This is a genomic window from Achromobacter sp. B7 (assembly GCF_003600685.1).
In the GTDB taxonomy this organism is placed as follows: domain Bacteria; phylum Pseudomonadota; class Gammaproteobacteria; order Burkholderiales; family Burkholderiaceae_B; genus Achromobacter; species Achromobacter spanius_B.
Map to the genome: position 1 here is coordinate 5,979,363 of NZ_CP032084.1, position 26,831 is coordinate 6,006,193.

A 26,831-nucleotide genomic window follows, 5' to 3' on the forward strand; every position below is an offset into this window, starting at 1 on the left:
TATGACTGATACCGCTTTCACCGCCCAAGACATCGCCGCCTTCCTGCAAGACCACCCCGGCTTCTTTGACGAACACGCCGACGTGTTCGCCACCATGCAGGTGCCGCACCCGCATGGCTCTCGCGCCATCTCGCTGGGCGAACGCCAGATCCTGACCCTGCGCGAACGCAACCGCGAACTGGAATGGCGCTTGAACGAACTGGTGCGCAACGCCACCGCCAACGAAAGCATCGGCACGCATGTGGCCAAGTGGTGCAGCCGCCTGCTGTCTGAAAATGACGCGCAGCGCGTGCCCGGCGAAATCGCGCTGGGCCTGGCCGAACAATTCGACCTGAACCACGTGGCGCTGCGCCTGTGGGATTTGTCCGAGTTGGCGCCCACCGGTTATGGCGAGCCCGTCTCGCAAGATGTGCGCACGTTCACCGACAGCCTGAAGACGCCGTACTGCGGCACCGACACCGATTTCGAAGCGGTGGGCTGGCTGGACAGCAAGCCCAAGTCGCTGGCCCTGGTGCCCTTGCGCCTGGAAGCCGACGGCCCGGCCGTGGGCCTGTTGGTGCTGGGCTCCGACGACCCGGAACGCTTTACGCCCGAGATGGGCACGGCGTTTCTGGAATCCGTCGGCCAACTGGCATCGGCCGCGCTGCATCGCTTGAACCCGGCCTCGCCCAAGGCCTAGCGCAACGCGACGGCGGGCGGACATGGACCAGAACTCGCACAACGCGCCCCCGCCCGGCAGTGCGCAGGACGGCGTCGATGCTGCCCCCGCGTCCGACAGCAAACGGTCCACCGTCGGCACCGTGCCTTCGCCCGACGGAGCAAGGGCAACCGCCGGCCCCTCGCAGCCCGACGCCGGCGACCAGGCGCTGCCCGAACCGATGCGCGCGTGGCTACGCCATCTGGAAACCAACCGCCGCTATTCCGTGCACACGCTGAGCGGCTATCAGCGTGAGCTGCACTTTCTGCACCAACTGGCCGACCGCGCCGGCCTGCCGCTGGACAAGATCGCCAACGGCCACATCCGCCAATTTGTCGCACGCCTGCATGCCCAGGGTCGCGGGCCACGCAGCCTGGCGCGCACGCTGGCCGCCTGGCGCGGCTTCTACCAATGGTGGGCCCCCGCCGTCGACCTGGCCGGGAACCCCGTGGCCGGGGTACGCGCGCCCAAAGCGCCGCGTGGCCTGCCCAAAGCCTTGTCCGTAGAACAAACCCAAGCCCTGCTAGACCGCGCGCCCGCCAAAGTGGCCAACGAGCCCGTCGCGCTGCGCGACCAAGCCATGCTTGAACTGCTGTATTCCAGCGGGCTGCGCTTGTCAGAGCTGGTTGGGTTGGACTTGCGCTACACGCGCACCCCCGATTACGAATCCGCCGGCTGGTTGAAGCTGGAAGAAGCCGAGGTCGAAGTGCTGGGCAAAGGCGGCAAGCGCCGCTCGGTGCCGGTGGGGCAGGCAGCGATTGCCGCCTTGCAGAAATGGATTGCCGTGCGCCAGCAGCTGTCGCCGCCCCACCCGCTTATTCAGGACGCCTGCGCCTTGTTCCTGGGCGCGCGCGGCAAGCGCATTTCTCCCCGCGTCGTGCAACTGCAACTGGCGCAGATCGCCCAAACAGCGGGCCTGCCCACGCATGTGCATCCGCACGTGCTGCGCCACAGTTTCGCCAGCCATGTGCTGCAATCGGCGCAAGACCTGCGCGCCGTGCAGGAAATGCTGGGCCACGCCAATATCTCGACCACGCAGGTCTACACGCGCCTGGATTTCCAGCATCTGGCCAAGGCCTACGACCAGGCGCATCCGCGCGCGGGCCGCAAATCCTGAACGGCCGGGGCTTACCCGCCGCCCGCCAACATGCCGCCCAGCAGCATGACACCCAACAACAACACCGCCATCGCGGCCAGTGCCTCTACGCTGTAGCGCAATCGCGCCGCGCCCTTGCTGGACAAGCGCTGGCCGACGCGCGTGGCCGCGCCGCCGGCGGCTACCGCCAGGCAGGCCAGCGCCGCCACCGTCAAACCGGTGCCGGCGCCCATGGCCAGTGCCGACGCCACGCCGGCCATAAAAAAGCCTTGCGACAACGCGAACACCAGCACGATCAACGCACCGCTGCACGGTCGCAGTCCCACGGCCAGAATGGCGGATGCGGCGCGACGCCAGCTCAAGCTGCCCGCCACCTGCTCAGGCGCGGGCACATGCGCATGTCCGCAACCGCAGTCGTCGTGATGATGATGGTGATGGTGATGTTGGTGGAGATGCGGCAACCCCACCGTCACGGACGCGGCGGACGCATACACCGGGATCGCATTCAACGCCGCAGCGCCCTTTGGCGAGGCGCCCTTTGGCGAGGCGCCCTTTGGCGGAGCGCCCTTTGGCGAGGCGCCCTTTGGCGGGGCGCCCTCCGGCGGGGCGCCCCTCGGCGGAGCGCCCCTCGGCGGCGATGCACCCGTCGTCAATCCGGCACCCGCCATTGGCACAGCGCGCTTGGACGTGGTCGCCCGAACCGTCCCCGCCACCGCCCCTTGGCGCCTGCCTGGCAGCAGCGGCCGAATCGCCTTGATCCAGACCAGCCACGCGCCCAACAACGTCACCAGCGCATACGACGCCAGCTCAAGCCAACGCGTCGCCTGGTTCATCGTGGCGGCGGTGGCGTTGAACACCAGCGCCAACACCGCGACCAACACAATCGCCACCAGCGCCTGGATCAATGCGGACGCCAGCGCCAGCAGCGCGCCGTTGCGCGCCGTCTGCCGATTGGCCAGCACGTAGGAAGAAATCACGGCTTTGCCGTGGCCGGGGCCCAGCGCGTGGAACACGCCGTAGGCAAACGACAGGCCGATCAACGTCCAGGCCGCGCCGCCATCGGCCTGCCAGGCGCGCGCCGCGCCCGTCAGTTGACGGTAGAAATGGCTTTGCCAGACAGACACCTGACCGAAGAAATTGGCCAGCCAGCCGGGGCCGCCCATGCCCGCCCCACTTTCCGGCACGCCGAAAGGATGCGCGCCCTGCGCCGCCGCCGCGCTCATGCCGCCAAGCAGCAGCAGCAACGCGAACCCCAGCACAGCGCCGCCACGGGACAACGCTAGGGGCATTGCACCTCGATGCGGTGCGTCAGCCCTTTGGTGATGGCAAAAAGTTCGTCCGGCAGTGCCTCCGGATCGGCCGGGATTGCGGCCAATTGCTGCATGGTCTTCCAATCCAGTTCCTTGGGCTTGCGATAGTCGGATGTGCAGGCCGACGCCTGCGGGCCGGCCAGCGACACCGCGCCTTTCTCGTCGAAGGCGTAAGCGACGAAATAGGTAGGGTCGTAAATGTCCACTCGCGCGCCCTCGGGGCCGATGGGCATCGGGCTCGCCAGCGGCAAGGTGAACGACAGCGTCAGGCGCGTCGTCTTCGGGTTCCAGTCGACACGCGCATCGCGCGGCGCCGCGAACGTAGCGGTCTGCCCGCCCACCGTGACGCGAGTGAAGTAGTGCGAGATAGGTTCACCCAAGGACCTCATCCAGTCGTCGGCCATGCCCTTCAAGGTGGCGGCGGGCAAGGCGCCGCCCTTGCCCTTGGCCATGCCCTGCGTGGCGTAAGCGCCGAACATTTCGTCAAACAGCCATACCTGGCGCACGGCGGTAACGCGCTGCTGCGCGTCGATGTCGACCACCGCCCGCGCATCGATCCACATGTGCGGATGCGCGCTGGCGGAGCCGGCCACCAGCATGGCCGTCGCGGCGGTCAGGGCTGCAAGGCCGCGGCAAGCTGACGTACGTTCCATTCAAACATTTCCATATAGGTCGCGCCGGGCTGTCCGGGCTTGGACAGGGCGTCGGAATAAAGCGTACCACCCACCTTGGCGCCCGTTTCCCGTGCAATCTGCTGCACAAGTTTGGGGCTGGAGATGTTCTCGACGAACACCGCGGGCACCTTGTCGCGCTTGACCTGTTCGATGATGCGGGCCACTTCGCCGGCCGACGGTTCGGCGTCCGTCGACACTCCCATCGCGGGGATGAACGACACGCCGTAGGCGTCGCCAAAATACCCGAACGCGTCATGCGACGTCACCACCTTGCGGCGGTCGGCGGCAATGGCGGCAAACGTCTTCTTGGCCGAGGCGTCCAGCGCTTGCAGGCGGGCGATATAGGCGGCCGCGCGCTGACGATAGGCGTCGGCATGGGCAGGGTCGGCGGCGGCCAGGCCGTCGGCCACGTTGCGCGCATAGATCACGCCGTTGGCCAGGCTTTGCCATGCATGCGGATCGGCGTCGCCGTGATGATGATGGCCATCGCCATCGCCACCGCCATCGCCGTGGTCGTGGTCGTGGTCATGATCGTGTTCAGCGTGCTTATGGTCGCCGCCCACCTGCGCGAACTTGCGCGGCGTGACGCCCTGTGAGGCCACGACCGTCTTGCCGGCAAAGCCCGACGCCTTCGTCAACTTCGGCAGCCAGGTCTCGAAATCCAGCCCGTTCACAAACAGCACCTGCGCAGCGGACAGCTTTTTTGCGTCGCCCGGCGTGGGTTCATATTCGTGCGCATCGCCGTCAGGCCCCACCAATGTCGTCAAGCTGACATCGTCGCCCCCCACTTCGCGAACAATGTCGCCCAGGATGGAAAAGCTGGCCACGGCCTTGAGCGGTTCCGCGGCGTGCGCTGCGCCAAGGACAGCCGACAGGCACAGGCCCGCGACAGTCAACAGGGCGCGGCGGCGCGACGGCAGAATGGAACGCATGGCGAATCTCCTTGTGAACTCAGGCTTGGCGCGTGCGGCGCGGTGCCCGCAGCAGCCCCCCTTGCGGGCCGCCAACGATGGAAAGCAGATAACAGGCGCCCGCCGCCAGGATGATCGACGGCGAGGCGGGTACGTTGAAGTGGTAGGACACGAGCAAACCGCTGATGGAGGCCAGCACGCCGAAGCCGGCCGCCAACGGAATCTGCCGGGCAGCCGAGCGCACCCAGAATCGGGCGGCGGCGGCGGGCAGCATCATGATGCCGACGACCATCAAGGTGCCCAGCACCTGGAAACCCGCCACCAGATTCACCACCACCAGCACCAGGAACCCCATATGGACCCAGCCACCCCCGCCGCCACTGGCGCGCAGGAACCCGGGGTCCAGGCATTCGGCCACCAGCAGGCGGTAGATGGCGGCCAGCACCAGCAAGGTCACGCTGGCCGTGATGGTCACCAGCAGCAGCGAGGCATCGTCCAGCCCCAGCACCGTGCCGAACAGCACGTGCAGCAAGTCCATGTTCGAGCCGCGCAGGGACACCAGCAGTACGCCCAGCCCCAGCGATATCAAATAGAAAGCGGCAAAGCTGGCGTCTTCACGCAGCGGAGTCAGGCGCGCCACCAGGCCCGCCAGCAAGGCGACGGCCAGGCCGGTGACGATGCCGCCCAGCATCATGGCGCCCAGCGACAAGCCGGACAGCAGAAAGCCCGCCGCCACCCCCGGCAGGATCGCGTGCGACATCGCGTCGCCCATCAGGCTCATGCGCCGCAGCACCAGGAACACGCCCAAAGGCGCGGCCCCCAGCGACAAGGCACACGCCCCCGCCAGCGCGCGCCGCATGAATCCATAATCCATGAAGGGCGAAAGCACCCATTGCGCCAGACTCATTGGTAGGCCCTCGCGTGCCACTGGCGCGCCATTTTCAGATTTGCGTCGCTTAGCGCGGTCGCGGTGTCGCCCCACGAGACCACAGAGCCCGACAGCAGCAAGGATTCCGGGAAGTGGCCGCGCACCAGATCCAGGTCATGCAGCACCGCGATAACCGTGCGGCCCTGGCCATGCAGCCCGCATAGCAGGGCCATCAGGTCGTCGGCGGTATGGCTGTCGACAGCGGCGAAGGGTTCGTCCAGCAGCAGCACGGGCGCATCCTGCACCAGCATCCGCGCAAACAAGGTGCGCTGCATCTGCCCGCCCGACAAAGTGTCCACGCCGCGCCCGGCCGCATCGGCCAGACCGACGGTTTCCAGCGCGTGCATGCAGCGGTCAAGCTCGTCGGCGGGAAAGCGTCGCCAGGCGCCGACCCGGCGCCATGCGCCCATGGCCACCAGGTCCAGCACCGTCACGGGAAACGCCCGGTCCAGTTCAGCCGCCTGCGGCAACCACGCCAGTTCGGAACGCCCGGCCCCGCTGATGCGCACGCTGCCCGTCATGGGACGCAGCACCCCCATGATTCCCTTGATCAGCGTCGACTTGCCGGCGCCGTTGGGTCCGACCACCGCCGTCATCCCGCCGGCGGCGAAGCGGCCCGACACGGCCTTCAGCGCGGGATGCCCGTGCCAGCCGAAGGACGCCTCGGACAGTTCGATCGTGACCGGCGCCACGCTCATCGCGGCCACCAATCCAGCGCCCAGCCCGTCAACACCCACAGCAAGGTTGCAGCCACCAACGCGGCCGCCATGCGGCGCCAGGCCGACACCAGGAATGCAGAGCGAGGAGGGTTGCCGTGCCGCGGCGCGGTGCCGGACCGTGCGGGCAGAAGCGTGAAGTGAGACATGGGAAAGCGCAAACACCACAAAGGACAAGCCGAAATCAAAGCAATGCGCCGCGAGATGCGGCGCTTGCGATTTTTACAATGTTATATCATAACTAAATCTGCTTGATTCCGGGAGCGCTGCCCGCATATACGACTTTTCTGCTACCTTCCAGGCATCTCGCGCGCGTCGCGCGCGTCTTTCATTCAGATAAAGTCCGCCATGCCCGCTCCGCCCCGCCCCCCCCGCAGCGACACCGTAGGCGCCCAGCTCAGCGTCGCCGAGACGCTGTGCGAGCAGCGCGGACGCCGCCTGACGCCCATCCGCCGCAAGGTGCTGGAACTGCTGCTGCGCCATGGGCGCAGCCTAAAGGCGTACGAGCTGCTGGACGCGATGCGCGAAGTGCACCCCGGCGCCGCGCCCCCCACCGTGTACCGCGCGTTGGACTTCCTGATGGATGAAGGGCTGATCCACCGGCTGGACGCAGTCAACGCCTGGAGCGCCTGCCACGACGCCGGCGGCGCGCCCCACGACCTGCTGGTGGTGTGCACCGGTTGCGGCGCGGTGGCCGAAGTGTCCGACCCCGCCATGAGCCGCCAACTGGCCGAACGCGTCGCCCAAACGGGCTACGCCCTGGCCACACAAGAAACCGAGATCCGGGCGCTCTGTCCCCAATGCCAGCAAAAGCAACCCGCTGACGCCGGCCATCATCACCACCACCATTGAACCGGCTGCGGCGCGGCGCCCGCGCCGCCATGCCGCGCTGCCCACGTCTGCCCGCCCGTGTCCGTGGCGACGTTGCCAGGCCCCCGCTTGCCGAAACGCCAATTTGCCAGGCACCGGACAAGGGCCGGTCGCGACCAAGTCGCACCGACTCTTGAAATCCGGAAAACCGCCCCAAAATAGTGATATCGCCGGGTACTTTCCAGGCTACAGACGCGATCCGGCGGGCTTCGGCCCCTGGGTTGACCCGGGGTTTGCCCCCTGCCCCCGACTGTGCTGTAATCCTGCGTCCGGCCGCTGTTGGCGGCCCACGCAGCCTGTGGCAAACACCATCCTGCACGGGGCAAAACACCCTGTCAGGGCCTGTGTTGAATGCCTAGACTTCAGCCTTGACTTCACGCTAGCAGCTTCGCCATGAACACCCCGCGCAGTTTGGACAAAATGGTTCCCGTCACCATCCTCACCGGCTTTCTCGGTGCGGGCAAGACCACCCTGCTCAAACGCATCCTGACCGAATTTCACGGCCGCCGCGTAGCGGTCATCGAAAACGAATTCGGACCGGAAAGCATCGACAACGACCTGCTCGTGCAAGACAGCGATGAAGAAATCATCGAACTGTCCAACGGCTGCGTCTGCTGCACGGTGCGTGGCGACCTGATGCGTACGCTGTCCGAGCTGCGCGTCAAGCGCGAAGCCGGCGAACTGACATTCGAACGCGTCATCCTGGAAACCACCGGCATGGCCAACCCCGGCCCCGTGTGCCAGACGTTCTTCATGGACGACGACATCGCCGAGTACTACCGCCTGGATGCGGTGGTAACCGTGGTGGACGCCAAGCACGGCATGTCCACGCTGGACGAGCAACCCGAAGCCCAGAAGCAAGTCGGTTTCGCCGACCGCATCCTGATCTCCAAGCGCGACCTGGTCAACGAAGTCGACTACGAAGCGCTGCGCCACCGCCTGGTTCACATGAACCCGCGCGCGCCGATCACGCCGGTCAATTTTGGCGAAGTCGACCTGAAGTCGATCATCGACATCAGCGGCTTCAACCTGAATTCCATTCTGGACATCGACCCGGAATTCCTGGCCGATGAGCACCCCGACGCCGCCCACAGCCACGCCCACGACCATGGGCATGACCACGGGCACGATCATGGCCATGGTCACGACCATGACCACGATCACGAAGGCGACTGCGGGGCACATTGCGATCACGCCCACCATCACCACCCCAAGCACGACGACGAAATCGGCGCGTTTGTTTTCCGTTCCAACAAGCCGTTCGATCCCGCGCGCCTTGAGGAATTCCTGGGTGGCGTGGTGCAGGTCTATGGCCCCGACCTGATGCGCTACAAGGGCATCCTGTACATGAAGGGCATCAACCGCCGCATGTTGTTCCAGGGTGTGCACATGATGATGGGCGCCGAACCCGGCAAGCCGTGGACCGCGGCCGAAAAACCGTCCACCAAGATGGTATTCATTGGACGTAAGCTGCCCCAGGAGATTTTCACCCGGGGCTTGGAGCAGTGCCTGGCGGGGTAATCCCCCTTCCCGACGTGACGCGATGCGACGAAGGCAGTACTGTGAGGTACGAGTAACGTAGTCAGCAAGCAGCACCAACCGGGAAAGGACGCCCGCGCCAGGATCGATTCATAGTGGAGTGTTTTCATGGCTACCAAGGCAGCAACTAAAAAATCAAGCAAGTCGACGAGCGATACGGCGATTGATCTGCCCAGCGAGAAGGAATTGCTGGCCATGCCCGAGTCCGACTATATGAACGAACGCCAGTTGGCTTTCTTCAAGGAACGGCTCAAACAACTCGAACAGGACATCCTGGCCAACGCCGGCGAGACCACTGAGCACCTGCGCGAAACGCAGTTCGTGCCCGACCCCGCCGACCGCGCCACCATCGAGGAAGAACACGCACTTGAGCTGCGCACCCGCGATCGCGAGCGCAAGCTGCTGAAAAAGGTGCAACAGTCCATCGCCCGCATCGACAGCGGCGAATACGGCTGGTGTGAAGAAACCGGCGAACCGATCGGCGTCCCGCGCCTGTTGGCCCGCCCGACGGCCACCCTGTCGCTGGAAGCGCAGGAACGCCGCGAGATGCGCCAAAAGCTGTACGGCGACTGATCCGTCCCGTTTTCACGCCATGCCCTGAAAGGCTATGCTGGTTTCCAGCATGGCCTTTTTTATTGGCCGTCGCGCACCGCGCTTGATTTCCTTGGAACCGCCCCCAGCTAGTCCTTTCAAAGGAAGGAACGCATGGAACAATTTCACGCCACCACCATCGTGTGCGTGCGCCGCGGCAACCGCGTCGCACTGGGCGGCGATGGCCAGGTCACCCTGGGCAACATCGTCGTCAAGGGCACGGCCCGCAAGATCCGCCGCCTGTATCACGACAAAATCCTCGCTGGCTTTGCCGGCGCCACCGCCGACGCATTCACGCTTCAGGAACGCTTCGAGGCCAAGCTGGAAAAGCATCAGGGCAACCTGATGCGCGCCGCCGTCGAGCTGACCCGCGACTGGCGCACGGACCGCGTCCTGCGCCGTCTTGAAGCCATGCTGATCGTGGCCGACACCGAGCACACGCTGGTGCTGACCGGTAACGGCGACGTGCTTGAACCCGAACATGGCCTGGCGGCCATCGGATCGGGCGGCGCCTACGCGCAATCGGCCGCGCTTGCCCTGCTGCGCAATACCGAATTGTCGCCAGAGGCCGTCGTCAAGCAATCGCTGGAAATCGCCGGCGACCTCTGCATCTACACCAACCAGAACCACGTCATCGAAACGCTGGGCGACTGACGCCGCCATACGGCGCTTGGGGTGTTCCCCGCGCCGTGGCCGCTTCCCCAGCCCGCCTCAAGCTTCAAGGATTCGCCCTCATGTCCGCATCCAACATGACGCCCGGAGAGATCGTCTCCGAACTCGACAAATACATCGTCGGCCAGAACCGCGCCAAGCGCGCGGTGGCCGTCGCCCTGCGCAACCGCTGGCGCCGCCAGCAGGTGGCTGAACCCCTGCGCCACGAAATCCACCCCAAGAACATCCTGATGATCGGCCCCACCGGCGTGGGCAAGACCGAAATCGCGCGCCGCCTGGCCAAGTTGGCCAACGCGCCCTTCATCAAGATCGAAGCCACCAAGTTCACGGAAGTGGGCTATGTCGGCCGCGACGTCGACACCATCATCCGCGACCTGACCGAATACTCGATCAAGCAAACGCGCGAACTCGAAATGCGCCGCGTGCGCACGCAAGCCGAGGACGCCGCCGAAGACCGCATCCTGGACGCCCTGGTGCCGCCCGCCCGCGGCGCCTCCGGCGAGCCGGAGCGCGGTGAAGACAACAGCGCCCGCCAGACCTTCAGAAAACGCCTGCGCGAAGGCAAGATCGACGATCTGGAAATCGAGATCGAGGTCGCCCAGGCCGTGCCGCAAATGGACGTCATGACGCCCCCCGGCATGGAAGAAATGGCCGAGCAATTGCGCGGCATGTTCGCCGGCATGGCCCGCGACAAGAAAAAGCCGAAGAAGATGAAGGTGCGCGAAGCCTTCAAGCTGATCGTCGACGAAGAAGCCGCCAAGCGCGTCAACGAAGAAGACCTGCGCACCGTGGCCATCAATAACGTTGAGCAGAACGGCATCGTCTTCCTGGACGAAATCGACAAGATCGCCGCGCGCCAGGAATCGGGCGGCGCCGACGTGTCGCGCCAAGGCGTGCAGCGCGACCTGCTGCCGCTGGTTGAAGGCACCACCGTCAACACGCGCTACGGCATGGTCCGCACCGACCACATCCTGTTCATTGCGTCCGGCGCGTTCCACCTGGCACGCCCGTCGGATCTGATCCCGGAATTGCAGGGCCGTTTCCCGATCCGCGTGGAACTGGAATCGCTGACCGCCGAAGACTTCGTGCGCATCCTGTCCGACACGGACGCGTCGCTGACCAAGCAGTACACCGCCTTGATGGCGACGGAAGACGTGCAGCTGGAATTCACGGATGAAGGCGTACGCCGTTTGGCCGAACTGGCTTACGAGGTCAACGAAACCACCGAGAACATCGGCGCCCGCCGTCTGTACACGGTGATGGAGAAGCTGCTGGACGAGTTGTCGTTCGACGCGACGTCAAGCCAGGACAAGCACGTGAGGATCGACGCCGCCTACGTCAACTCGCAACTGGCCGAAGCCGCCAGCAGCCAGGATCTGGCTCGCTACGTGCTGTAAATCGGGGGGCTTGGGGGCTGGCAACACGTTCGCGCCCCTGACCTTGCCGGCAAAAAAGCCGCTTGCCGCCTGATGGCGGGAGCGGCTTTTTCTTTGGGCTCTGTGGATTGCGAGCTGCGGGCCGCGAGGTCCGGAGTTCGGGGTCCGGAGTTCGGGGTCCTGAGTTCGGAGTTCGGGGTCCGGGCTTGGGCTTCGAACCGAGATCGTCGATACCCGAGCTGGCTCAGTGCCCAGCAGGCAACTTCAGTTCGTGATCGCCGTCACGACGTATTTGCCGTCCTTGCGGGTCGCCGTGAAGCGCACCTTGTCGCCCGCCTTGATCTTGGCCAGCAGCGCCGGGTCGGCGTCATACACCAGCGTCATTGCCGGCAAGTCCAACGCCTTGATTTCGTCGTGCTTGATCGTCACCTTGCCCGCGGCCGGGTCCACCCGCCGCACTTCGCCGCTGGCGTCGGCCTGCTGAGCGAACGCCAGCGGCGTCGCCAGCGATACAACAGCCATCGCGGTCGCGACGGCCATGGGCATTGCATATTTGCGGTCAAAAGCCATACAGGCATCCTCCATTGACAGCGAAAGCTGCTCCGGCGGCACAGCGCCCGGCCAACTTTCCACAGTGCTAGGATACCGCCGTTAAGAAACAGTTCCTGCGGCAGAACGCAACAATCCTGACGGTTGATTGCCGGCCCCCGCCCCACCGGGCGCGCGCTTACCGCCGCACGCAACGCCTACTTTCTCTTTATCCCATTCAGGAACCTTCATGGCCAACCGCTTATCCGTCATCGCCACCCGCACCGGCGACGACGGCACCACCGGGCTGGGGGACGGATCCCGCACCCCCAAAGACGCGCCGCGCATCGCCGCATTGGGCGACGTAGATGAATTGAACAGCGTCATCGGTGTATTGTTGGGCGAAGCCATCCCGGCAGAAATCGCCGCCGACCTGCTCGCCATCCAGCACGACCTTTTCGACATGGGCGCCGAGCTCTGCATCCCGGCACACACGGCGGTGAAGGACGAACAGGTCGCGCGACTGGACGAGCGCCTGGCGCACTACAACGGCACCCTGACCCCGCTACGGGAATTCATCTTGCCGGGCGGCGCGCGAGCGGCAGCGCAGGCGCATGTTGCGCGGACGGTGTGCCGTAGGGCGGAACGGGCGGTAGTGGCGTTGGCGGGAGTGGAAGCGGTCAACCCGCCGGTTCGCCAATATTTGAATCGGTTGTCGGATCTGTTGTTTGTGTTGGCGCGCTGTATCAATAAGGCGGAAGGAAAAGGGGACGTGTTCTGGACGAGTCCTCAAGCGCGTAAGGCGACGTAACTGGTGAGATCGGAAGATGGGTCGCTTAGAGCGTCTCTCGCACGTAAGCGCCTGTTTCAGCGCACACTTTGTTTCAAGCAGTAGGTGATCATCGGTGAGTTGCGGCATAATCGCGGGTTATCGAGCGGGTTTGCGCACCGCGCTCACAGCTCAAGGATCTAAAAAGAATGAGTATTATTGTCACCGGCGGGGCCGGCTTCATCGGTTCAAATTTTGTCCTCGATTGGTTCGACTCGAGCAACGAATCGGTCATCACACTGGACAAGCTCACCTATGCGGGCAATCCGGAAAATCTGGCTTCGCTCTCGCGAAACCCTGACCATCAGTTGGTGCAAGGCGATATTGGCGATGTCGCGCTGGTGGCCAGCTTGCTTGCCAAGCACAGGCCTCGCGCCATCCTGAATTTCGCGGCGGAATCTCACGTGGACCGGTCTATTCATGGTCCCGGTGAGTTTATTCAAACCAATATCGTCGGCACTTTCCACCTGCTGGAAGCGGTGCGCGCATACTGGTCTGAACTTCCCGAGCCGGAAAAACGCGACTTTCGGTTTTTGCACGTTTCGACCGACGAAGTCTACGGCTCGCTTGGAATGGAAGATCCCGCATTCCGCGAGACCAACCAATATGAGCCCAACAGCCCGTATTCCGCCAGCAAGGCCGCCAGTGACCATCTGGTCCGCGCATACCATCACACGTACGGACTGCCTGTACTGACAACCAACTGTTCGAACAATTACGGCCCCTATCATTTCCCAGAGAAACTGATTCCTCTGGTTATCCACAATGCGCTGGCCGGCAAGCCACTGCCGATTTACGGCGATGGCCAACAGATCCGTGACTGGCTCTACGTGAAGGACCACTGCAGCGCCATTCGGCGCGTATTAGAGGGTGGCGTCGTAGGAGAAACCTACAACGTAGGCGGCTGGAACGAAAAGGCTAATCTGGACGTCGTGGGCACTCTCTGCACGCTACTCGATGAACTCAGCCCGCGTGCCGACGGCAAGTCGTATAAAGACCAAGTTACGTTCGTAAAAGACCGCCCTGGCCACGACCGCCGCTACGCCATCGATGCCGGGAAACTGGAACGTGAATTGGGATGGCGCCCGGCCGAAACCTTCGAAACGGGTATTCGAAAAACGGTCCAGTGGTATTTGGATAACGCTGCTTGGGTCGCCAACGTGACCAGCGGCTCGTACCGCAATTGGGTCAACACCCAATACTCGTCGTGATGAGACTGAACCGGCTGCAGCCGAGAGAATAAAAGCGGCTTGCCCGTTAATTATTCGGCTGCAACCTGTTCTCCATGCTCGGAGAACAATCGGAACGTCTCAAATTCCAATAGGAAATTCGTTCCGCAGCCATCACGCCTCCCAGGCCTTCCCAGGCTTGCCAATGGATCAGTATTAGTACAGGTGGCCCAGTGAGCCAAAAAGTCGCCATTCTCTTGTGCACTTACGACGGCCAGCAGTATCTGCCTGAGCAGTTGGACTCCTTCGAGGCACAAACCCACACCGATTGGATCGTTTGCGCCTCGGACGACGGTTCCAAAGATGACACGCACGCCATCCTGGCCCGCTATCAATGCCGCTGGGAGCCGGGCAGGCTCCAGATATTCAACGGGCCTCGCCAGGGTTTTGTCGCCAACTTTCTATCACTGACCTGCCACCCGGAATTCCAGGCGGATCTCTATGCCTTTTCCGACCAAGATGACGTTTGGCATGCAGAAAAGCTGGAACGCGCGGCTCAGTGGCATGCCTCAATCCCCGCCGGCATTCCGGCACTGTACTGCACTCGCACCGCACTCGTCGATGGATCGGGCGCGCCGATCGGCCAGTCGCCGCTTTTCACGCGTCCGCCGTCTTTCGCCAACGCCCTGACGCAGAACGTTGGGGGAGGCAACACCATGGTGTTCAACCACGCGGCCCGCCAGCTACTGCTTGCCGCAGGTCCTCAACCTGAAGCGGTGGCGCATGACTGGTGGGTGTACCTGTTGATCAGCGCCTGCGGGGGAAGAGTGCACTATGATGCGCGCCCCTCGCTGCTGTATCGCCAGCATGGCGGCAACCTGATCGGGGCAAATGCCAGTTTTAGTGCGCGCATCGAGCGGATCCGCATGCTGCTTACCGGTCACCTGCGGGATTGGAACGACCGTAACATCCGGATGCTGACCCCTCTGCAAGCGCAGTTGACAGAGCAGAACCGCGAGACGTTCAATCGGTTCGTGGCGGCAAGAAAGAAAGGCCCGGTCGGTCGGGTCGTGGGCGTGGTGAAATCCGGGGTCTATCGTCAGACTGCACTGGGCAACTTTGGCCTGCTCGTAGCGGCCGCCTTCAATAAGATTTGAACGACTATGCGGATTGTTCTACTAGGCAAGAATGGGCAAGTCGGGCACGAGTTGCAACGCGCGTTGCTGCCGCTGGGCCATGTGGCTGCGTTTGGCCGTGAGGAATGCGACTTGGCGGATCCGAGTGTACTCGCATCGACACTACGTCACGCCAGACCGCAAGTCGTCGTCAATGCCGCTGCGTATACTGCGGTGGACAAAGCGGAAAGCGAGCGAGGCGCCGCGCGCCGAATAAACGCGGACGCCGTCGCGGAAATCGCAAAATTCGCGCGAGAAACCGGAGCATTGTTGGTGCATTATTCAACCGATTATGTTTTCGACGGGCAAAAAGATGGCCCGTACACTGAAGGCGATGCTCCCAACCCTCGGAATGCTTATGGCGCGACCAAACTAGCTGGCGAAGCAGCCATAATGGCTTCGGGCTGTGATGCGCTTATTTTCCGCACAAGCTGGGTTTTTTCCGCCCACGGCGGGAATTTTCTTAAGACGATGCTGCGTCTGGCGCGTGATCGCGACACTTTAAATGTTGTAGCTGACCAGCACGGAACGCCGACCAGCGCCGAGCTGATCGCAGATGTCACACTGCTAGCCATCGCAGCACTACGCCAAGGACGGCTTGAAAATGGCATTTACCATCTGACCGCAAACGGATCGACGTCCTGGCATGACTTTGCCAAGTACATCGTCGGACGCGCGCGCGCCAACGGCGCCGCGCTGAGACTGAATCCCGACAACATACGTGCGATCGGTACTGCTGATTACCCAACCGCCGCGCAGCGTCCGAAGAATTCCACGTTGAGCAGTGCTGCGCTGAAACTGGCGCTTGGCGTAGAACTGCCCGATTGGAGCTCGCACACTGACCGCGCTATCGATCAATTGACGAAACTGGAAACTCCCACATGAAACGCAAAGGCATCATTCTGGCAGGCGGCTCCGGCACGCGCCTTCACCCCGCGACGCTCGCGATCAGCAAACAATTGCTGCCGGTTTTCGACAAGCCGATGATTTATTACCCGCTAACGACGCTGATGTTGGCCGGCATTCAGGACATTCTCATTATCTCGACACCGCAAGATACGCCGCGATTTCAGCAATTGCTAGGCGACGGGGCGCAGTGGGGCTTGAACTTGCAATACGCGGTCCAGCCCTCGCCCGACGGCTTGGCCCAAGCCTTCATCATCGGTGAGAACTTCATCGGCAATGACGTGTCGGCCCTCGTACTGGGCGACAACATCTATTACGGTCACGATTTCCACCAATTGCTGGATAACGCAAACGGGCGCGCCGAAGGCGCCAGCGTATTCGCCTATCACGTGCACGACCCCGAACGCTATGGCGTGGCTGAATTCGACGAAGATGGCAAAGTGCTGTCGCTGGAGGAAAAGCCCAAGGCCCCTAAGTCGAACTACGCCGTTACTGGACTCTATTTTTATGACCGCAACGTCGTCGACATAGCCAAGGGCATTAAGCCCTCACCGCGCGGCGAGCTTGAAATTACCGACGTGAACCGCGCTTATCTCCACCATGGCAAGCTTTCGGTGGAAATCATGGGCCGCGGCTATGCTTGGCTGGACACCGGCACCCACGAATCGTTGTTGGAAGCCAGCCAATTCATCGCCACGCTGGAAAACCGCCAGGGCTTGAAGGTCGCTTGTCCGGAAGAGATTGCATATCGCCGCAATTGGATCTCCGCGCAGCAGCTTGAAACTCTGGCCGCGCCGCTGGCCAAGAACGGGTACGGCAAGTATTTGCAACGCCTGCTTGTCGAGAAGGTTTATTGATGAAAGCGACTCCCCTTGCCATTCCCGATGTGCTGTTGATCGAACCCAAGGTCTTTGGCGACGCGCGCGGTTTCTTCTACGAAAGCTATAACCAAAAGTCATTTGAAGCAGCCGTGGGCATGGAGGTCGAGTTCGTGCAGGACAATCATTCCCGTTCGGTGAAGGGCGTTCTGCGCGGGCTGCATTACCAAATCCAGCAGGCGCAGGGCAAGCTCGTACGCGTAGTGCAAGGAAACGTCTTTGACGTGGCCGTGGATATTCGCAAATCCTCCCCGACGTTCGGTCAGTGGGTAGGCGCGATGCTGACGGAAGAAAACAAACACCAACTCTGGGTGCCAGCAGGTTTCGCCCATGGTTTCCTGGTGCTGAGTGACACCGCCGAATTCCTCTACAAGACGACGGACTATTACGCACCAGAACACGAACGCTGCATCGCCTGGAACGACCCTGAACTAAACATTGAATGGCCCCTGGACACCGAACCGACTCTTTCAGTGAAAGATAAGCAAGGACAATCCCTGGCCGACGCGCATGTCTATCCCTGAATCGTCCACACCTCATCCGGACGCTACTGCAGGCGCCATCAAGGCGTCTATCGTGATTCCGATGAAAAATCCCGGACCGGTGTTCCGGCAGGTGCTCGCGGCGGTGTGCAAGCAGCAGACGTCGTTTGCGTATGACGTGCTGGTTGTGGATTCCGGGTCCACAGATGGCAGCGTTGAATTCGTCCAGACGTTCGTGGATCCGCGCGTGCGGTTGATTCAAATCAAGCCCACCGAATTCGGCCACGGCAAAACGCGCAACTTTGCAGTGGCGAACACCACGGGCGAATACGCCGTCGTCATCACGCACGACGCCCTCCCCGTGGACGAACATTGGCTCCAGGCGATGGTGCGGACGGCTGATGCCGATTCCCGCATCGCTGGCGTTTTCGGGCGCCATATTGCCTATCCAAACGCTAGTCCCTATACCAAGCGGGACCTGGAAGCACACTTCGCCAACTTCGCCGTCGAACCGGTGGTGCAACTGACCGACCGCGCCCGCTACGATCAAGATGAATCGTATCGACAACGGCTGCATTTCTTTTCTGACAACAACGCACTGCTGCGTCGTTCAGTCTGGCAGACGCACCCTTACCCCGACGTCGACTTTGCCGAGGACCAGATCTGGGCCAAGAATATCGTCGAGGCTGGCTGGAAAAAGGCCTATAGCGTCGACGGGGCCGTCTACCATTCACACGACTATGCGCTGATCGAAAAGCTGCAACGCAGTTTCGATGAATCCTATGCGCTGTATCGCTTGTTTGGATATGTATTATCTCGGAGCTTTACGCATATGCTCAAGACCTGGGTGGCGCATACCATGAACGACCTGCGCTACGCGCGGCGCATCGGCATGCATCGCACCCACCTGTCGCTGGTTGTGAAAATGCCGATGGATAATCTTGCGCGTGCACTAGGCCATTATCTCGGGTCTCGCGCAGACAAGCTGCCTCAGAAACTGCGGCATTGGCTATCCCGCGATCGGCGCCTGCTGCTCGGGCTGCCTATGTCCAATTCGGGGGGGCAGCCGTCGTGAATCTCGCGCGAATTCCCAAGCTGCTAAAGGCCGCCAACCGTTATCGCACGCAACATGGTCTAGTCCCAATGTGTCGCCATGCCGTCAAGGCGATGCGTCGTCAAGCCTTGGGGCAGTCGGACATCCTTCGCCAGTTTTCGTTTGTACTCGAGACTCCCGTCGGCAAACCCTTTGTGAACGGGGATGCCGCGCCTAATACCGTCAACTGGTTCATACCGGCGGTAGGGCGGGGCTCTGGTGGTCACCTGAATATTTTCCGTTTCGTGCGCTACCTGGAACAGCTCGGCTTCGAATGCCGGCTCATCATTACAGACGCGCCCGGGCAGGACCCCGCTGCGGTCGAACGCGACATCGCATCCTGGTTCTTTCCGCTGGCGGCTCGCGTCTACATTGGCTCGGATCATGCTCCCCCTGCGCATATTTCGCTGGCGACGGCGTGGCACACCGCGTACGACGTCAGGAACTTTCAATCCACGCTTCATAAGTGCTATTTCGTTCAAGACTTCGAGCCGTGGTTCTTCCCGTCGGGCTCTGCCAGCACCTTCGCCGAGGAAACCTACCGATTCGGCTTTACCGGCATCACCGCCGGTTCATGGCTGGCCGATGTACTGCATCGCGATTACGGCATGCCCACGCATGCGATTGGGTTTTCGTACGACCGCGATTTGTACAAGCCGCTCCCGCGCAGCGCGCCCGCACAAAAACGTGTGTTTTTTTATGCGCGGCCCAATACGCCTCGCCGGTCATTTGAGCTGGGGATCTTAGTACTAGCCGAGGTCGTACGGAGAATTCCCAGCACGCACGTCGTGTTGGCAGGAGCCGACCTCAGTGAATTCAAAATTCCGTTCGCCTACGAAAATCCGGGCATCGTCGACATCGCAGACCTGCCCGAACTCTATTGCCAATGCGATGTCGCGCTGGTGTTGTCGTTTTCGAATCTTTCATTGCTTCCGCTGGAACTGATGGCATGCGGGGTTCCCGTGGTCAGTAACCGCGCCCCGTATACCGAGTGGTTGCTCAACGACGGCAACTCGCGGCTTGAGCGCCCCACAGTCCCTGCGCTGTCCGGCGCCATCTGCGACCTGCTCCAGAACCCTCAGGTTGCCGAACGCCAGCGGGCCGGCGGCTTCCAGACCAGCGCAGCGACAGACTGGGCCGAAGAGGGTCGCCGACTCGGTGCTATTCTGTCGGGTTTGGCCGGAACCGCGCCAGCGCGGCTCCAAACAAGGATCGACAGTTGACCGAACCATTGCCACAACTCTCGCAGATGCGCTGCGCCGTTCTCGGCGCGGGCGGCTTCCTGGGCACCAATCTGTGCCAGGGGCTGAAACCCCGCGTGGCATCGCTACGCGCCTTTGGCCGGCGCCTGTCGTTTCCCTCGGCCTTGACAGATATTGAGTGGATTCCGGGCGACTTTTCGCAGCCCACCAGCGTCGCCACGGCAATCTCGGGATGCGACACGGTCTTTCACTTGGTCAACGCCACGACGCCGGCCAGCGCCAACATCGACAAGCTTGCAGACCTGCAGTCCAACGTCACGCCCACGCTGCGCCTCTTGGAGGCTTGCCGCGAAGCCGGGGTGAAGCGCGTAATCTTCATCTCTTCCGGGGGCACGATATACGGTTTGCCGAAGCAGGTGCCGACACCCGAGTCTGCACCGACCGACCCGATCACCGCCTATGGCATTTCCAAGCTGGCAATCGAAAAGTACCTGGGTCTGTACGAGTACCTTCATGGCCTGCAATATCGTGTGCTGCGCGTCGCCAACCCCTTTGGCCCTTACCAGACGGCTCTGAAGAGCCAGGGCGTCATCGCCGCGTTCATGCACCAATGCATATCGCACGAACCCATTCATATCTGGGGCGACGGCAGTTCGGTGCGCGACTACGTCTACGTCAATGACGTCGTTGACGCCGTGCTGGCGGCCGTGCAACACCATGGCCCTTCGCGCGTATTTAATATCGGCGGCGGACAGGGCCGTAGCTTGCTCGACATAGTGGATGTCATCAAGCGCGTCTCGGGAATCACGCCGGAAATCAAGTTCTCGCCAAGCCGCTCTGTCGATGTTCCACGCAGCATCCTCGACATTACCCTCGCCAGTCAAGAGCTGGGCTGGACGCCGAAGACGGCTTTCGACGAAGGCATGCAACGGACCTGGGCATGGGCGATCGCCCAGCATCAAGACGGAACCCTTTACTGACCATGGCGTTCAGCAAGTACCTATCCGCGTTGCGGCGCGCCCGCAGTTTGGCTGCTTCCGAGGGCGGCGTTCTGCCGGCGGCTACCAAGGCAGTGCGTCTGTTCCGCAGCAGCGGCCTGCGGGGTATAAAACAGGCATTGTCGGCACGCGACACCGCTACGGCAGCGGCTGCCGCAGCCGCAGCCGCAGCCGCAGCCGCCAGTCGTGGTAACCGTCCCAAGGACAATGACGATTTCGCGTTCGAAATTCCGTTCGCGCGGCCTGCTGAGCGGGATGAGCGCCGGGCGTGCGCCATCATCCATGCCTTTTACCCCGAACTATGCGGCGAAATGCGCGGTTACCTGGCGAATGTTCCCGGCCGGTTGGATCTGTACATTTCAACTACCTCGGAAGAAAAGCTTCAAGAAATCACGGCGGCCTTTGCTGGCTACGACAAGGGTTCGGTCGAAGTCCGGGTTTTTGAAAACCGCGGCCGCGATATTGCGCCAAAATTGTACGGGTTCGCCGATGTCTACGATCGTTACGATCTGGCCCTGAGCCTGCACACCAAGAAGTCCCCGCACGGCGGCACGCCGCTTGCCGACTGGCGCCACTATCTGTACGAGCACTTGCTGGGTTCGCCCCAAATCGTGGCTTCCATCTTCGAACTGCTCAAGCACGATCGTGTCGGCATGGTCTTCCCGCAGCACCTGTTCTATCTGCGTCCCATCCTCGGCTGGGGCGCGAATTTCGCTTCCTGCCGTGCGTTGCTGCGCAAGATGGGCGTGGAGATCCACGAGGGAATCTATCTGGAGTTTCCGACGGGTTCGATGTTCTGGTGCCGGACCGATGCATTGCGGACCCTACGCGATCTGAATCTCCGCTTCGGGGATTTCGATGATGAAGCGGGACAAATCGACGGCACTCTAGCTCACGCTGTTGAACGCGCCTTCCTGTATGCCGTGGAAGCCAGTGGCTACCAATGGGCGAAGGTCGCGTTGAGAGACCGGTATCCATTGCCCGACACCTTGATTCCCGTAAACGCGCCAGCGGACTTGCCACCAGGCCTGAAGAGGGTTCACCGACCTTTGCTGTCGGGCCGCCCATGACAGTCTTGCCGCGCTGCCCGCCCTCGATGTTTGCCCGGTTCCCCTATCGACCCGTTAACGCGTCTATTAAGTCTTTAACCGCAAAATGTTCATAGCCAACGCCCTCACAGACATCGCCACGGCACTGAAGCGTTACTCTCTTGTCGGCACCCTTGGCTGGCAGGATGTGCGCCAACGCTACCGGCGTTCGTCGCTCGGCCCCTTCTGGCTGACGATCAGCATGGGGGTCATGATCGGCACGATCGGTATCGTATTCGGTCAGATCTTCAAGTCGCCCACCGAAGAGTTTCTGCCATTTTTGGCCATCGGGCTAATCCTGTGGGGATTCATCTCGACGGTCATCACCGAGGGCTGCACAAGCTTCATCGCCGCCGATGCCGTGATCAAGCAGTTACCCATTCCTCTTACCGTGCACGTGTTTCGCCAGCTGTGGCGCAACATGATCATTTTGGCGCACAACATCGTGATCTTCCCGCTGGTATTGATCGCGGTCGGCAAGCCCGTTACGTGGGACGCCTTCCTCGCCATTCCGGGATTCATACTGCTGCTTTTGAACCTAACGTGGATATCCCTGCTACTTGGCGTGCTCTGTGCCCGCTATCGTGATATTCCGCAGATCATTTCCAGTCTGATGCAGGTAATTTTCTACCTGACACCGATCATGTGGTTGCCCAGCCTGTTGCCCCAACGAGCCGGCACCTACATGCTGACATTGAATCCGTTCTATCACCTGCTGGAAATAGTTCGCGACCCCCTGCTCGGTCACGCACCTGATGCTCAAAACTGGCTGGCGTCGCTGGCGCTCGCAGTAATCGGCTGGCTGGTCACGCTGATGCTCTACGGCCGTTATCGCCGCCGCATCGCCTACTGGCTTTAAGCTCTTTTTACAGATTCTGGCTACCATGGCAACTATCAATTTCGACCAGGTATGTGTCGACTTTCCTATCTACAACGCCAGTGCAAGATCGTTGAAGAAGCGCCTTTTCCAGGTCGCGACCGGCGGTCAGATCAGCGCAGACCAATCGGGTCGCGTGGTCATCCGAGCTTTGGAGAATCTGAGCTTCAATCTGAACCACGGTGACCGTGTCGGCCTGCTAGGCCACAACGGCGCGGGCAAGAGCACGTTGCTGCGTGTGCTCAGCGGCGTGTATGCTCCTTCCAGCGGCACGGCGAAGATTGACGGTGAAATTGGTTCGCTGATCGACATCGGTTTTGGTATCGATGCCGAATCCACTGGCCGCGAGAATATTTTCCTGCGCGGTGCGCTGCTCGGCCTGGATCGCGCGTCGATCAAGGAGAGGGTCGAAGAGATCATCGAGTTTTCCGAACTCGGCGACTTTATAGACATGCCCATCCGCACCTATTCCGCGGGTATGCACTTGCGGCTGGCATTTTCTGTGTCTACGGTCATCCGTCCAGAAATCCTGTTGATGGATGAATGGCTGTCGGTCGGCGATGAAGGTTTCAAGGCCCGGGCTGAGCAACGCCTAAATGAACTCGTTGCTTCTACCAGCATTTTGGTCATCGCAAGCCATTCCAAGGATCTGATCTGCCACACGTGCAATCGCGTGCTATGGCTTGAGCACGGACGCATCAAGATGGACGGCTCGCCGCACGAAGTCACCCAGGCCTATTTCGGCTATTGATCCGTTCAACAAGGACCCACGCGCCTCGGCGCTCAAGCATCGTCTAGATGAACATGCCATTAACGCGAAAACTAAAGAGGATTGCCCGCGGCTTTGTGAATAAGCTGACGGACAAGCCGAAGGGCCCGACCATTGCCGATTTTTTCGATACCGATTGGTATCGCACCCAGGCGCCGAAGCTCGACACGGTGGAGGATGCGCTCGCGCATTATCTGGCCAACGGCGTCGCACAGAATTTGAACCCCCATCCGCTCTTCAACACCAACTGGTATCTGCGGCAATACCCTGACGTTGCGAATGCGGGCCTGAACCCGCTGTTACACTATGTCGAGTCGGGTGCAAAAGAAGGCCGCAGCCCTAGCGCGTATTTCGATGCGACGTGGTACACAAGCAAGTATCCGGCAGCGAATTTCACGCAAGGCGGAGCACTCGCACACTTTCTGCAAACCGGCGCCCGCACAAACTGCAATCCCAACCCATACTTTGATACGGAGTGGTATCAAGCCAGATATCCGGAAGTACAGAGCTATGCCCGTGATCCTCTGAGCCATTTCGTCTTGGTGGGCGAACGCGCAGGATATCAGCCTGGGCCGTCCTTTGACCCGAGTTGGTACGTTATGTGCAACCCGGACGTGGCGCAATGGTCGGGAACAGCATTCGAGCATTATTTGACGACGGGTGCGCGCGAGAATCGCACGGCGGTGCGTGGCCCGTATGATTTTCAATCTGCAGTCGCGCTTGCCAAGGGCTTGGCCGCGCCGATCGTGTCGACGGATTGCATTCGCGCCACGCTGGAGCTGCCTGTCGGCAGTATCCGGGACATGATCGACAAACCCGATGGCGCGGAACTGGTCTACCTCGCACCGGAACGCAGTGCAGAAGGCATCACTGAGAAGCTGGCGCCTTATCCTGGCTTGCCCTATGTCGCGTTGCTGCATGACGCTTTGGCGCTAGGCGGTACCCGGTATCTCGTGGCCGGAGAAAAAATCCGCCATGACGAGGCAGCAGCGTTCCAAAATGTGAAGGACGCAGCACTCAAGTATCACCGCGCCGCTCAGACTTCAGGCGGTAATCTGATGTTGAATTTCCAGTTGAAACCCGCCAACTGGGTCGACACGGGGATCGATGTCATGCACGAGTATTCCAACAATTATTTTCACTTTGTGGCGGAGACACTGCCCAGAATGATCCTGGCAGAAGAAGCAGAGCTGCCAGCGGATGTGCCGTATATTGTGGAACGCGACCTGCACGAGAATATGGCGAAGCTGCTGAGTATGGCCAACACGTCGGGTCGACCGATTCTTCCCGTCGAGTCCGACACCATGTATCGGGTTGGCGCGTTATATATTCCGTCGGATGTGACGTCCGTGGTGGACTCCTACGAGGCGGGTGAATCCGGCCGTTGGTCGTGCCTGGACGTTCCCCGCATCCGAACCGCCGTCGCACGTTGCAAGGCATTTGTCCCTTCGACGAGGGCCGTGCTGCGCAAGCGTAAGATTTATGCGGGACGCAGCGGCGGTATACGCCAGTTGACGAACCAGCAGGAATTGGAAGCGGCACTCGCGGCGCGCGGTTTCGAGATCATGCGCACCGACGGCTTGGACGTTCAGACTCAGATTACGATTTTCCGGGAGGCGGAAGTCATAATCGCCCCGACAGGTGCACAATTAACCAATTTAGTCTGGGTCGAGCCCGGCACGCAGGTCATTGTGCTGGCATCCGACCACCCCAGTCACCAGCTCTATTTATGGGAACTGCTGGGCAGGGTTTCAAAAGCCGACGTGACCTGCGTTATCGGCCCCCGAGCTTATGTCCGCAACGACAAGTACAGCGTGCATGACGATTATTCGATCAACGTCCAGCACGTTCTCGATCTAATCTAGGCCTTAGCGTAGCAACACAAAACTGATGCTATAGAAACAAGAGACACGACATGATTTATAAACCCTCGCAGTCGCTTGATGACGCAATCCAGCTCATCGATCTTACGAAGATATCGGATCCTCGGGGCAACCTCACGTTCGTCGAGGCGAACAAACACGTTCCGTTCGATATTCAGCGCGTCTACTACCTCTACGACGTTCCCAGCGGCGAAATGCGAGCCGGGCATGCGCACCACAACCTTCAACAGCTGATCATCGGCATCTCGGGCAGTTTCGACCTGCTTCTGGATAATGGCTACGAAAAACGAACCATCACATGCAATCGCCCTTTTCAGGGTGTACTGATGAAATCGCTGGTCTGGCGCGAATTGAATAACTTCTCCTCTGGTGCGGTTTGCCTGGTGCTGGCATCGATGCATTACCAAGAATCCGACTATATTCGCAGTTATGCGGACTTCCTGAAAGTTGTCGCCGAGAAAAATCCATCATGATCTCTTTTTTTGATATCAACGCCGGCCACGCGGAACTGGGCACAGGCCTGCATGACGCCTTCAAGCGTGTACTGGAAAGCGGCAGCATCATTATGGGCGCCGAGCTCAAGGCTTTCGAGGAAGAGTTCGCCGCCTATTGCGGCGTGAAGCACTGCATCGGCGTGGGCAACGGACTGGATGCGCTGGCGCTGGCGCTGCGCGCGCGCGGCATTGGGCCCGGCGACGAAGTCCTGGTACCGTCGCAGACATTTATCGCCAGTTGGCTCGCGGTGTCCATGACCGGCGCCAGCCCCGTCCCGGTTGAGATCGACATCAACACCTACGGCATCGACGCCTCGCTGTTGCGCAGCCACGTGACGCCTCGTACCAAGGCCATCATGCCAGTGCACTTGTACGGCTCGCCGGCCGACATGGATGACATCAACGCAGTGGCCAAAGAGTTCGACCTCTTCGTCCTGGAAGATGCCGCGCAAGCGCATGGCGCCTACTACAAGGGCAAGCGCGCGGGCTCCCTCGGGCATGCAGCAGGTTTCAGCTTCTACCCCAGCAAAAACCTGGGGGCGTTGGGCGACGGCGGTGCGATTGTCACCAACGACGATGCGCTGGCCGACGACATGCGCCGCTTGCGCAATTACGGCTCGACCAAGAAGTACGTACACGAAGTTGCGGGCGTGAATTCCCGCCTGGACGAACTGCAGGCGGCAATCCTGCGCCTGAAGCTTCCAGTGCTGGATCACGGCAACGAACGCCGCCGCGCGATTGCGGACCGCTACACCGCCGGCCTGCAAGGAATTGCCGATCTGCAAACGCCCAAATCGGTCGACGGCGCAACTTCGGTCTATCACCTGTATGTGATCCGCACCAGCAAGCGCAACGAGCTGGCCGCCTATCTAAATCAACAGGGCGTCACCTGCCTCATCCACTATCCGATCGCTCCGCATCAGCAAGGCGCCTACGCCGATTTGAAGATTCCGGCCGACAGTTTGCCATTGGCCAACCAAGCGGCAGCCCAAACTCTGTCGTTGCCCATCTGGCCGCAGATGCCCTTCGCTGAAGTGGATGAAGTCATCGTGCTCATCAAGAAGTTCATGGGCTGAACGG

29 protein-coding genes are annotated in these 26,831 nt (G+C 61.5%); 22 read left to right on the forward strand and 7 right to left on the reverse strand.

Annotated features, from left to right (window positions below; genetic code table 11):
• Nucleotide 1: 1 nt before the first annotated feature.
• Complete coding sequence (locus DVB37_RS27030) at nt 2-679, forward strand: DUF484 family protein (RefSeq protein WP_046802990.1); 678 nt, start codon at nt 2-4, stop codon at nt 677-679.
• 199 nt (nt 680-878) lie between these two features.
• Nucleotides 879-1,814 (forward strand): tyrosine recombinase XerC, encoded by a 936-nt coding sequence (xerC, locus tag DVB37_RS27035; RefSeq protein WP_120157667.1) that lies wholly within the window; start codon nt 879-881, stop codon nt 1,812-1,814.
• Between the two features lie 11 nt (nt 1,815-1,825).
• Here xerC and DVB37_RS27040 read toward each other — a convergent pair whose 3' ends face one another.
• The 6 genes from DVB37_RS27040 to DVB37_RS28505 are packed head-to-tail and all read right to left on the reverse strand — an operon-like array spanning nt 1,826 to nt 6,481.
• Nucleotides 1,826-3,082, reverse strand: a complete 1,257-nt coding sequence (locus tag DVB37_RS27040; protein ID WP_162941292.1) for a nickel/cobalt transporter — start codon at nt 3,080-3,082, stop codon at nt 1,826-1,828.
• Entirely contained in the window at nt 3,073-3,666 is a 594-nt protein-coding gene (locus tag DVB37_RS27045; protein ID WP_240434187.1) for a DUF1007 family protein, read from the reverse strand. Before DVB37_RS27045 ends, DVB37_RS27040 begins: the two co-directional genes overlap by 10 nt.
• Nucleotides 3,667-3,716: 50 nt before the next feature.
• Nucleotides 3,717-4,709, reverse strand: coding sequence for a metal ABC transporter substrate-binding protein (locus tag DVB37_RS27050; protein WP_120157254.1), 993 nt, complete (start codon nt 4,707-4,709; stop codon nt 3,717-3,719).
• 19 nt (nt 4,710-4,728) lie between these two features.
• Nucleotides 4,729-5,595 carry a metal ABC transporter permease gene (locus DVB37_RS27055; protein ID WP_046802986.1) on the reverse strand — a complete coding sequence of 289 codons (867 nt, stop codon included), beginning with the start codon at nt 5,593-5,595 and terminating at the stop codon, nt 4,729-4,731.
• On the reverse strand, nt 5,592-6,314 hold the full coding sequence (locus DVB37_RS27060; protein ID WP_046802985.1) for a metal ABC transporter ATP-binding protein: 723 nt from the start codon (nt 6,312-6,314) through the stop codon (nt 5,592-5,594). The genes DVB37_RS27055 and DVB37_RS27060 overlap by 4 nt, the downstream gene beginning before the upstream one ends.
• On the reverse strand, nt 6,311-6,481 hold the full coding sequence (locus DVB37_RS28505) for a hypothetical protein (protein WP_162941293.1): 171 nt from the start codon (nt 6,479-6,481) through the stop codon (nt 6,311-6,313). The genes DVB37_RS27060 and DVB37_RS28505 overlap by 4 nt, the downstream gene beginning before the upstream one ends.
• Nucleotides 6,482-6,680: 199 nt before the next feature.
• Here DVB37_RS28505 and DVB37_RS27065 point away from each other — a divergent pair, with 199 nt between their 5' ends.
• The 5 genes from DVB37_RS27065 to hslU all read left to right on the forward strand — a co-directional run bounded on the left by DVB37_RS27065 (nt 6,681) and on the right by hslU (nt 11,401).
• Nucleotides 6,681-7,184 carry a Fur family transcriptional regulator gene (locus DVB37_RS27065; protein ID WP_046802984.1) on the forward strand — a complete coding sequence of 168 codons (504 nt, stop codon included), beginning with the start codon at nt 6,681-6,683 and terminating at the stop codon, nt 7,182-7,184.
• A 411-nt stretch (nt 7,185-7,595) separates the two neighbouring features.
• Entirely contained in the window at nt 7,596-8,723 is a 1,128-nt protein-coding gene (locus DVB37_RS27070; protein ID WP_046802983.1) for a GTP-binding protein, read from the forward strand.
• 126 nt (nt 8,724-8,849) lie between these two features.
• On the forward strand, nt 8,850-9,314 hold the full coding sequence (gene dksA, locus DVB37_RS27075; RefSeq protein WP_006216410.1) for an RNA polymerase-binding protein DksA: 465 nt from the start codon (nt 8,850-8,852) through the stop codon (nt 9,312-9,314).
• Nucleotides 9,315-9,446: 132 nt separating this feature from the next.
• Nucleotides 9,447-9,986, forward strand: a complete 540-nt coding sequence (gene hslV / locus DVB37_RS27080; RefSeq protein WP_006216412.1) for an ATP-dependent protease subunit HslV — start codon at nt 9,447-9,449, stop codon at nt 9,984-9,986.
• Nucleotides 9,987-10,066: 80 nt separating this feature from the next.
• Nucleotides 10,067-11,401 (forward strand): ATP-dependent protease ATPase subunit HslU, encoded by a 1,335-nt coding sequence (gene hslU / locus DVB37_RS27085; protein ID WP_120157255.1) that lies wholly within the window; start codon nt 10,067-10,069, stop codon nt 11,399-11,401.
• Nucleotides 11,402-11,644: 243 nt separating this feature from the next.
• Here the strand turns inward: hslU and DVB37_RS27090 are convergent, their stop codons facing one another.
• The gene (locus DVB37_RS27090; protein ID WP_006216414.1) at nt 11,645-11,950 is read right to left on the reverse strand and encodes a copper-binding protein; all 306 of its coding nucleotides are present in this window, start codon (nt 11,948-11,950) and stop codon (nt 11,645-11,647) included.
• A 208-nt stretch (nt 11,951-12,158) separates the two neighbouring features.
• On the opposite strand from DVB37_RS27090, the gene DVB37_RS27095 reads away from it, so the two are divergent.
• The 15 genes from DVB37_RS27095 to DVB37_RS27165 all read left to right on the forward strand — a co-directional run bounded on the left by DVB37_RS27095 (nt 12,159) and on the right by DVB37_RS27165 (nt 26,827).
• Nucleotides 12,159-12,719 carry a cob(I)yrinic acid a,c-diamide adenosyltransferase gene (locus DVB37_RS27095; RefSeq protein ID WP_120157256.1) on the forward strand — a complete coding sequence of 187 codons (561 nt, stop codon included), beginning with the start codon at nt 12,159-12,161 and terminating at the stop codon, nt 12,717-12,719.
• Between the two features lie 167 nt (nt 12,720-12,886).
• A complete protein-coding gene (rfbB, locus tag DVB37_RS27100) occupies nt 12,887-13,948 on the forward strand; it encodes a dTDP-glucose 4,6-dehydratase (protein ID WP_120157257.1) in 1,062 nt (353 codons plus the stop codon).
• Nucleotides 13,949-14,139: 191 nt separating this feature from the next.
• A complete protein-coding gene (locus DVB37_RS27105; protein ID WP_120157258.1) occupies nt 14,140-15,063 on the forward strand; it encodes a glycosyltransferase family 2 protein in 924 nt (307 codons plus the stop codon).
• Between the two features lie 6 nt (nt 15,064-15,069).
• Nucleotides 15,070-15,966 (forward strand): dTDP-4-dehydrorhamnose reductase, encoded by an 897-nt coding sequence (rfbD, locus tag DVB37_RS27110; protein WP_120157259.1) that lies wholly within the window; start codon nt 15,070-15,072, stop codon nt 15,964-15,966.
• Complete coding sequence (gene rfbA, locus DVB37_RS27115; RefSeq protein ID WP_120157260.1) at nt 15,963-16,844, forward strand: glucose-1-phosphate thymidylyltransferase RfbA; 882 nt, start codon at nt 15,963-15,965, stop codon at nt 16,842-16,844. Before rfbD ends, rfbA begins: the two co-directional genes overlap by 4 nt.
• Nucleotides 16,844-17,389: a dTDP-4-dehydrorhamnose 3,5-epimerase gene (rfbC, locus tag DVB37_RS27120; protein WP_120157261.1), complete on the forward strand. Its 546-nt coding sequence runs from the start codon at nt 16,844-16,846 to the stop codon at nt 17,387-17,389. The genes rfbA and rfbC overlap by 1 nt, the downstream gene beginning before the upstream one ends.
• Nucleotides 17,376-18,422, forward strand: a complete 1,047-nt coding sequence (locus DVB37_RS27125; RefSeq protein ID WP_120157262.1) for a glycosyltransferase family 2 protein — start codon at nt 17,376-17,378, stop codon at nt 18,420-18,422. Before rfbC ends, DVB37_RS27125 begins: the two co-directional genes overlap by 14 nt.
• Nucleotides 18,419-19,663, forward strand: a complete 1,245-nt coding sequence (locus DVB37_RS27130) for a glycosyltransferase family 4 protein (protein ID WP_240434011.1) — start codon at nt 18,419-18,421, stop codon at nt 19,661-19,663. Before DVB37_RS27125 ends, DVB37_RS27130 begins: the two co-directional genes overlap by 4 nt.
• A complete protein-coding gene (locus DVB37_RS27135; RefSeq protein ID WP_162941294.1) occupies nt 19,660-20,622 on the forward strand; it encodes an NAD-dependent epimerase/dehydratase family protein in 963 nt (320 codons plus the stop codon). Before DVB37_RS27130 ends, DVB37_RS27135 begins: the two co-directional genes overlap by 4 nt.
• Before the next feature lie 2 nt (nt 20,623-20,624).
• Complete coding sequence (locus DVB37_RS27140; protein WP_120157265.1) at nt 20,625-21,710, forward strand: rhamnan synthesis F family protein; 1,086 nt, start codon at nt 20,625-20,627, stop codon at nt 21,708-21,710.
• Nucleotides 21,711-21,795: 85 nt separating this feature from the next.
• Complete coding sequence (locus tag DVB37_RS27145; RefSeq protein ID WP_120157266.1) at nt 21,796-22,587, forward strand: ABC transporter permease; 792 nt, start codon at nt 21,796-21,798, stop codon at nt 22,585-22,587.
• A gap of 25 nt (nt 22,588-22,612) precedes the next feature.
• A complete protein-coding gene (locus DVB37_RS27150) occupies nt 22,613-23,356 on the forward strand; it encodes an ABC transporter ATP-binding protein (protein WP_120157267.1) in 744 nt (247 codons plus the stop codon).
• Nucleotides 23,357-23,403: 47 nt separating this feature from the next.
• Nucleotides 23,404-25,239 (forward strand): DUF563 domain-containing protein, encoded by a 1,836-nt coding sequence (locus DVB37_RS27155; protein ID WP_120157268.1) that lies wholly within the window; start codon nt 23,404-23,406, stop codon nt 25,237-25,239.
• 50 nt (nt 25,240-25,289) lie between these two features.
• Nucleotides 25,290-25,730 carry an FdtA/QdtA family cupin domain-containing protein gene (locus tag DVB37_RS27160; RefSeq protein ID WP_120157269.1) on the forward strand — a complete coding sequence of 147 codons (441 nt, stop codon included), beginning with the start codon at nt 25,290-25,292 and terminating at the stop codon, nt 25,728-25,730.
• Nucleotides 25,727-26,827 carry a DegT/DnrJ/EryC1/StrS aminotransferase family protein gene (locus tag DVB37_RS27165; protein WP_205571596.1) on the forward strand — a complete coding sequence of 367 codons (1,101 nt, stop codon included), beginning with the start codon at nt 25,727-25,729 and terminating at the stop codon, nt 26,825-26,827. Before DVB37_RS27160 ends, DVB37_RS27165 begins: the two co-directional genes overlap by 4 nt.
• The last annotated feature ends 4 nt before the right edge of the window (nt 26,828-26,831 follow it).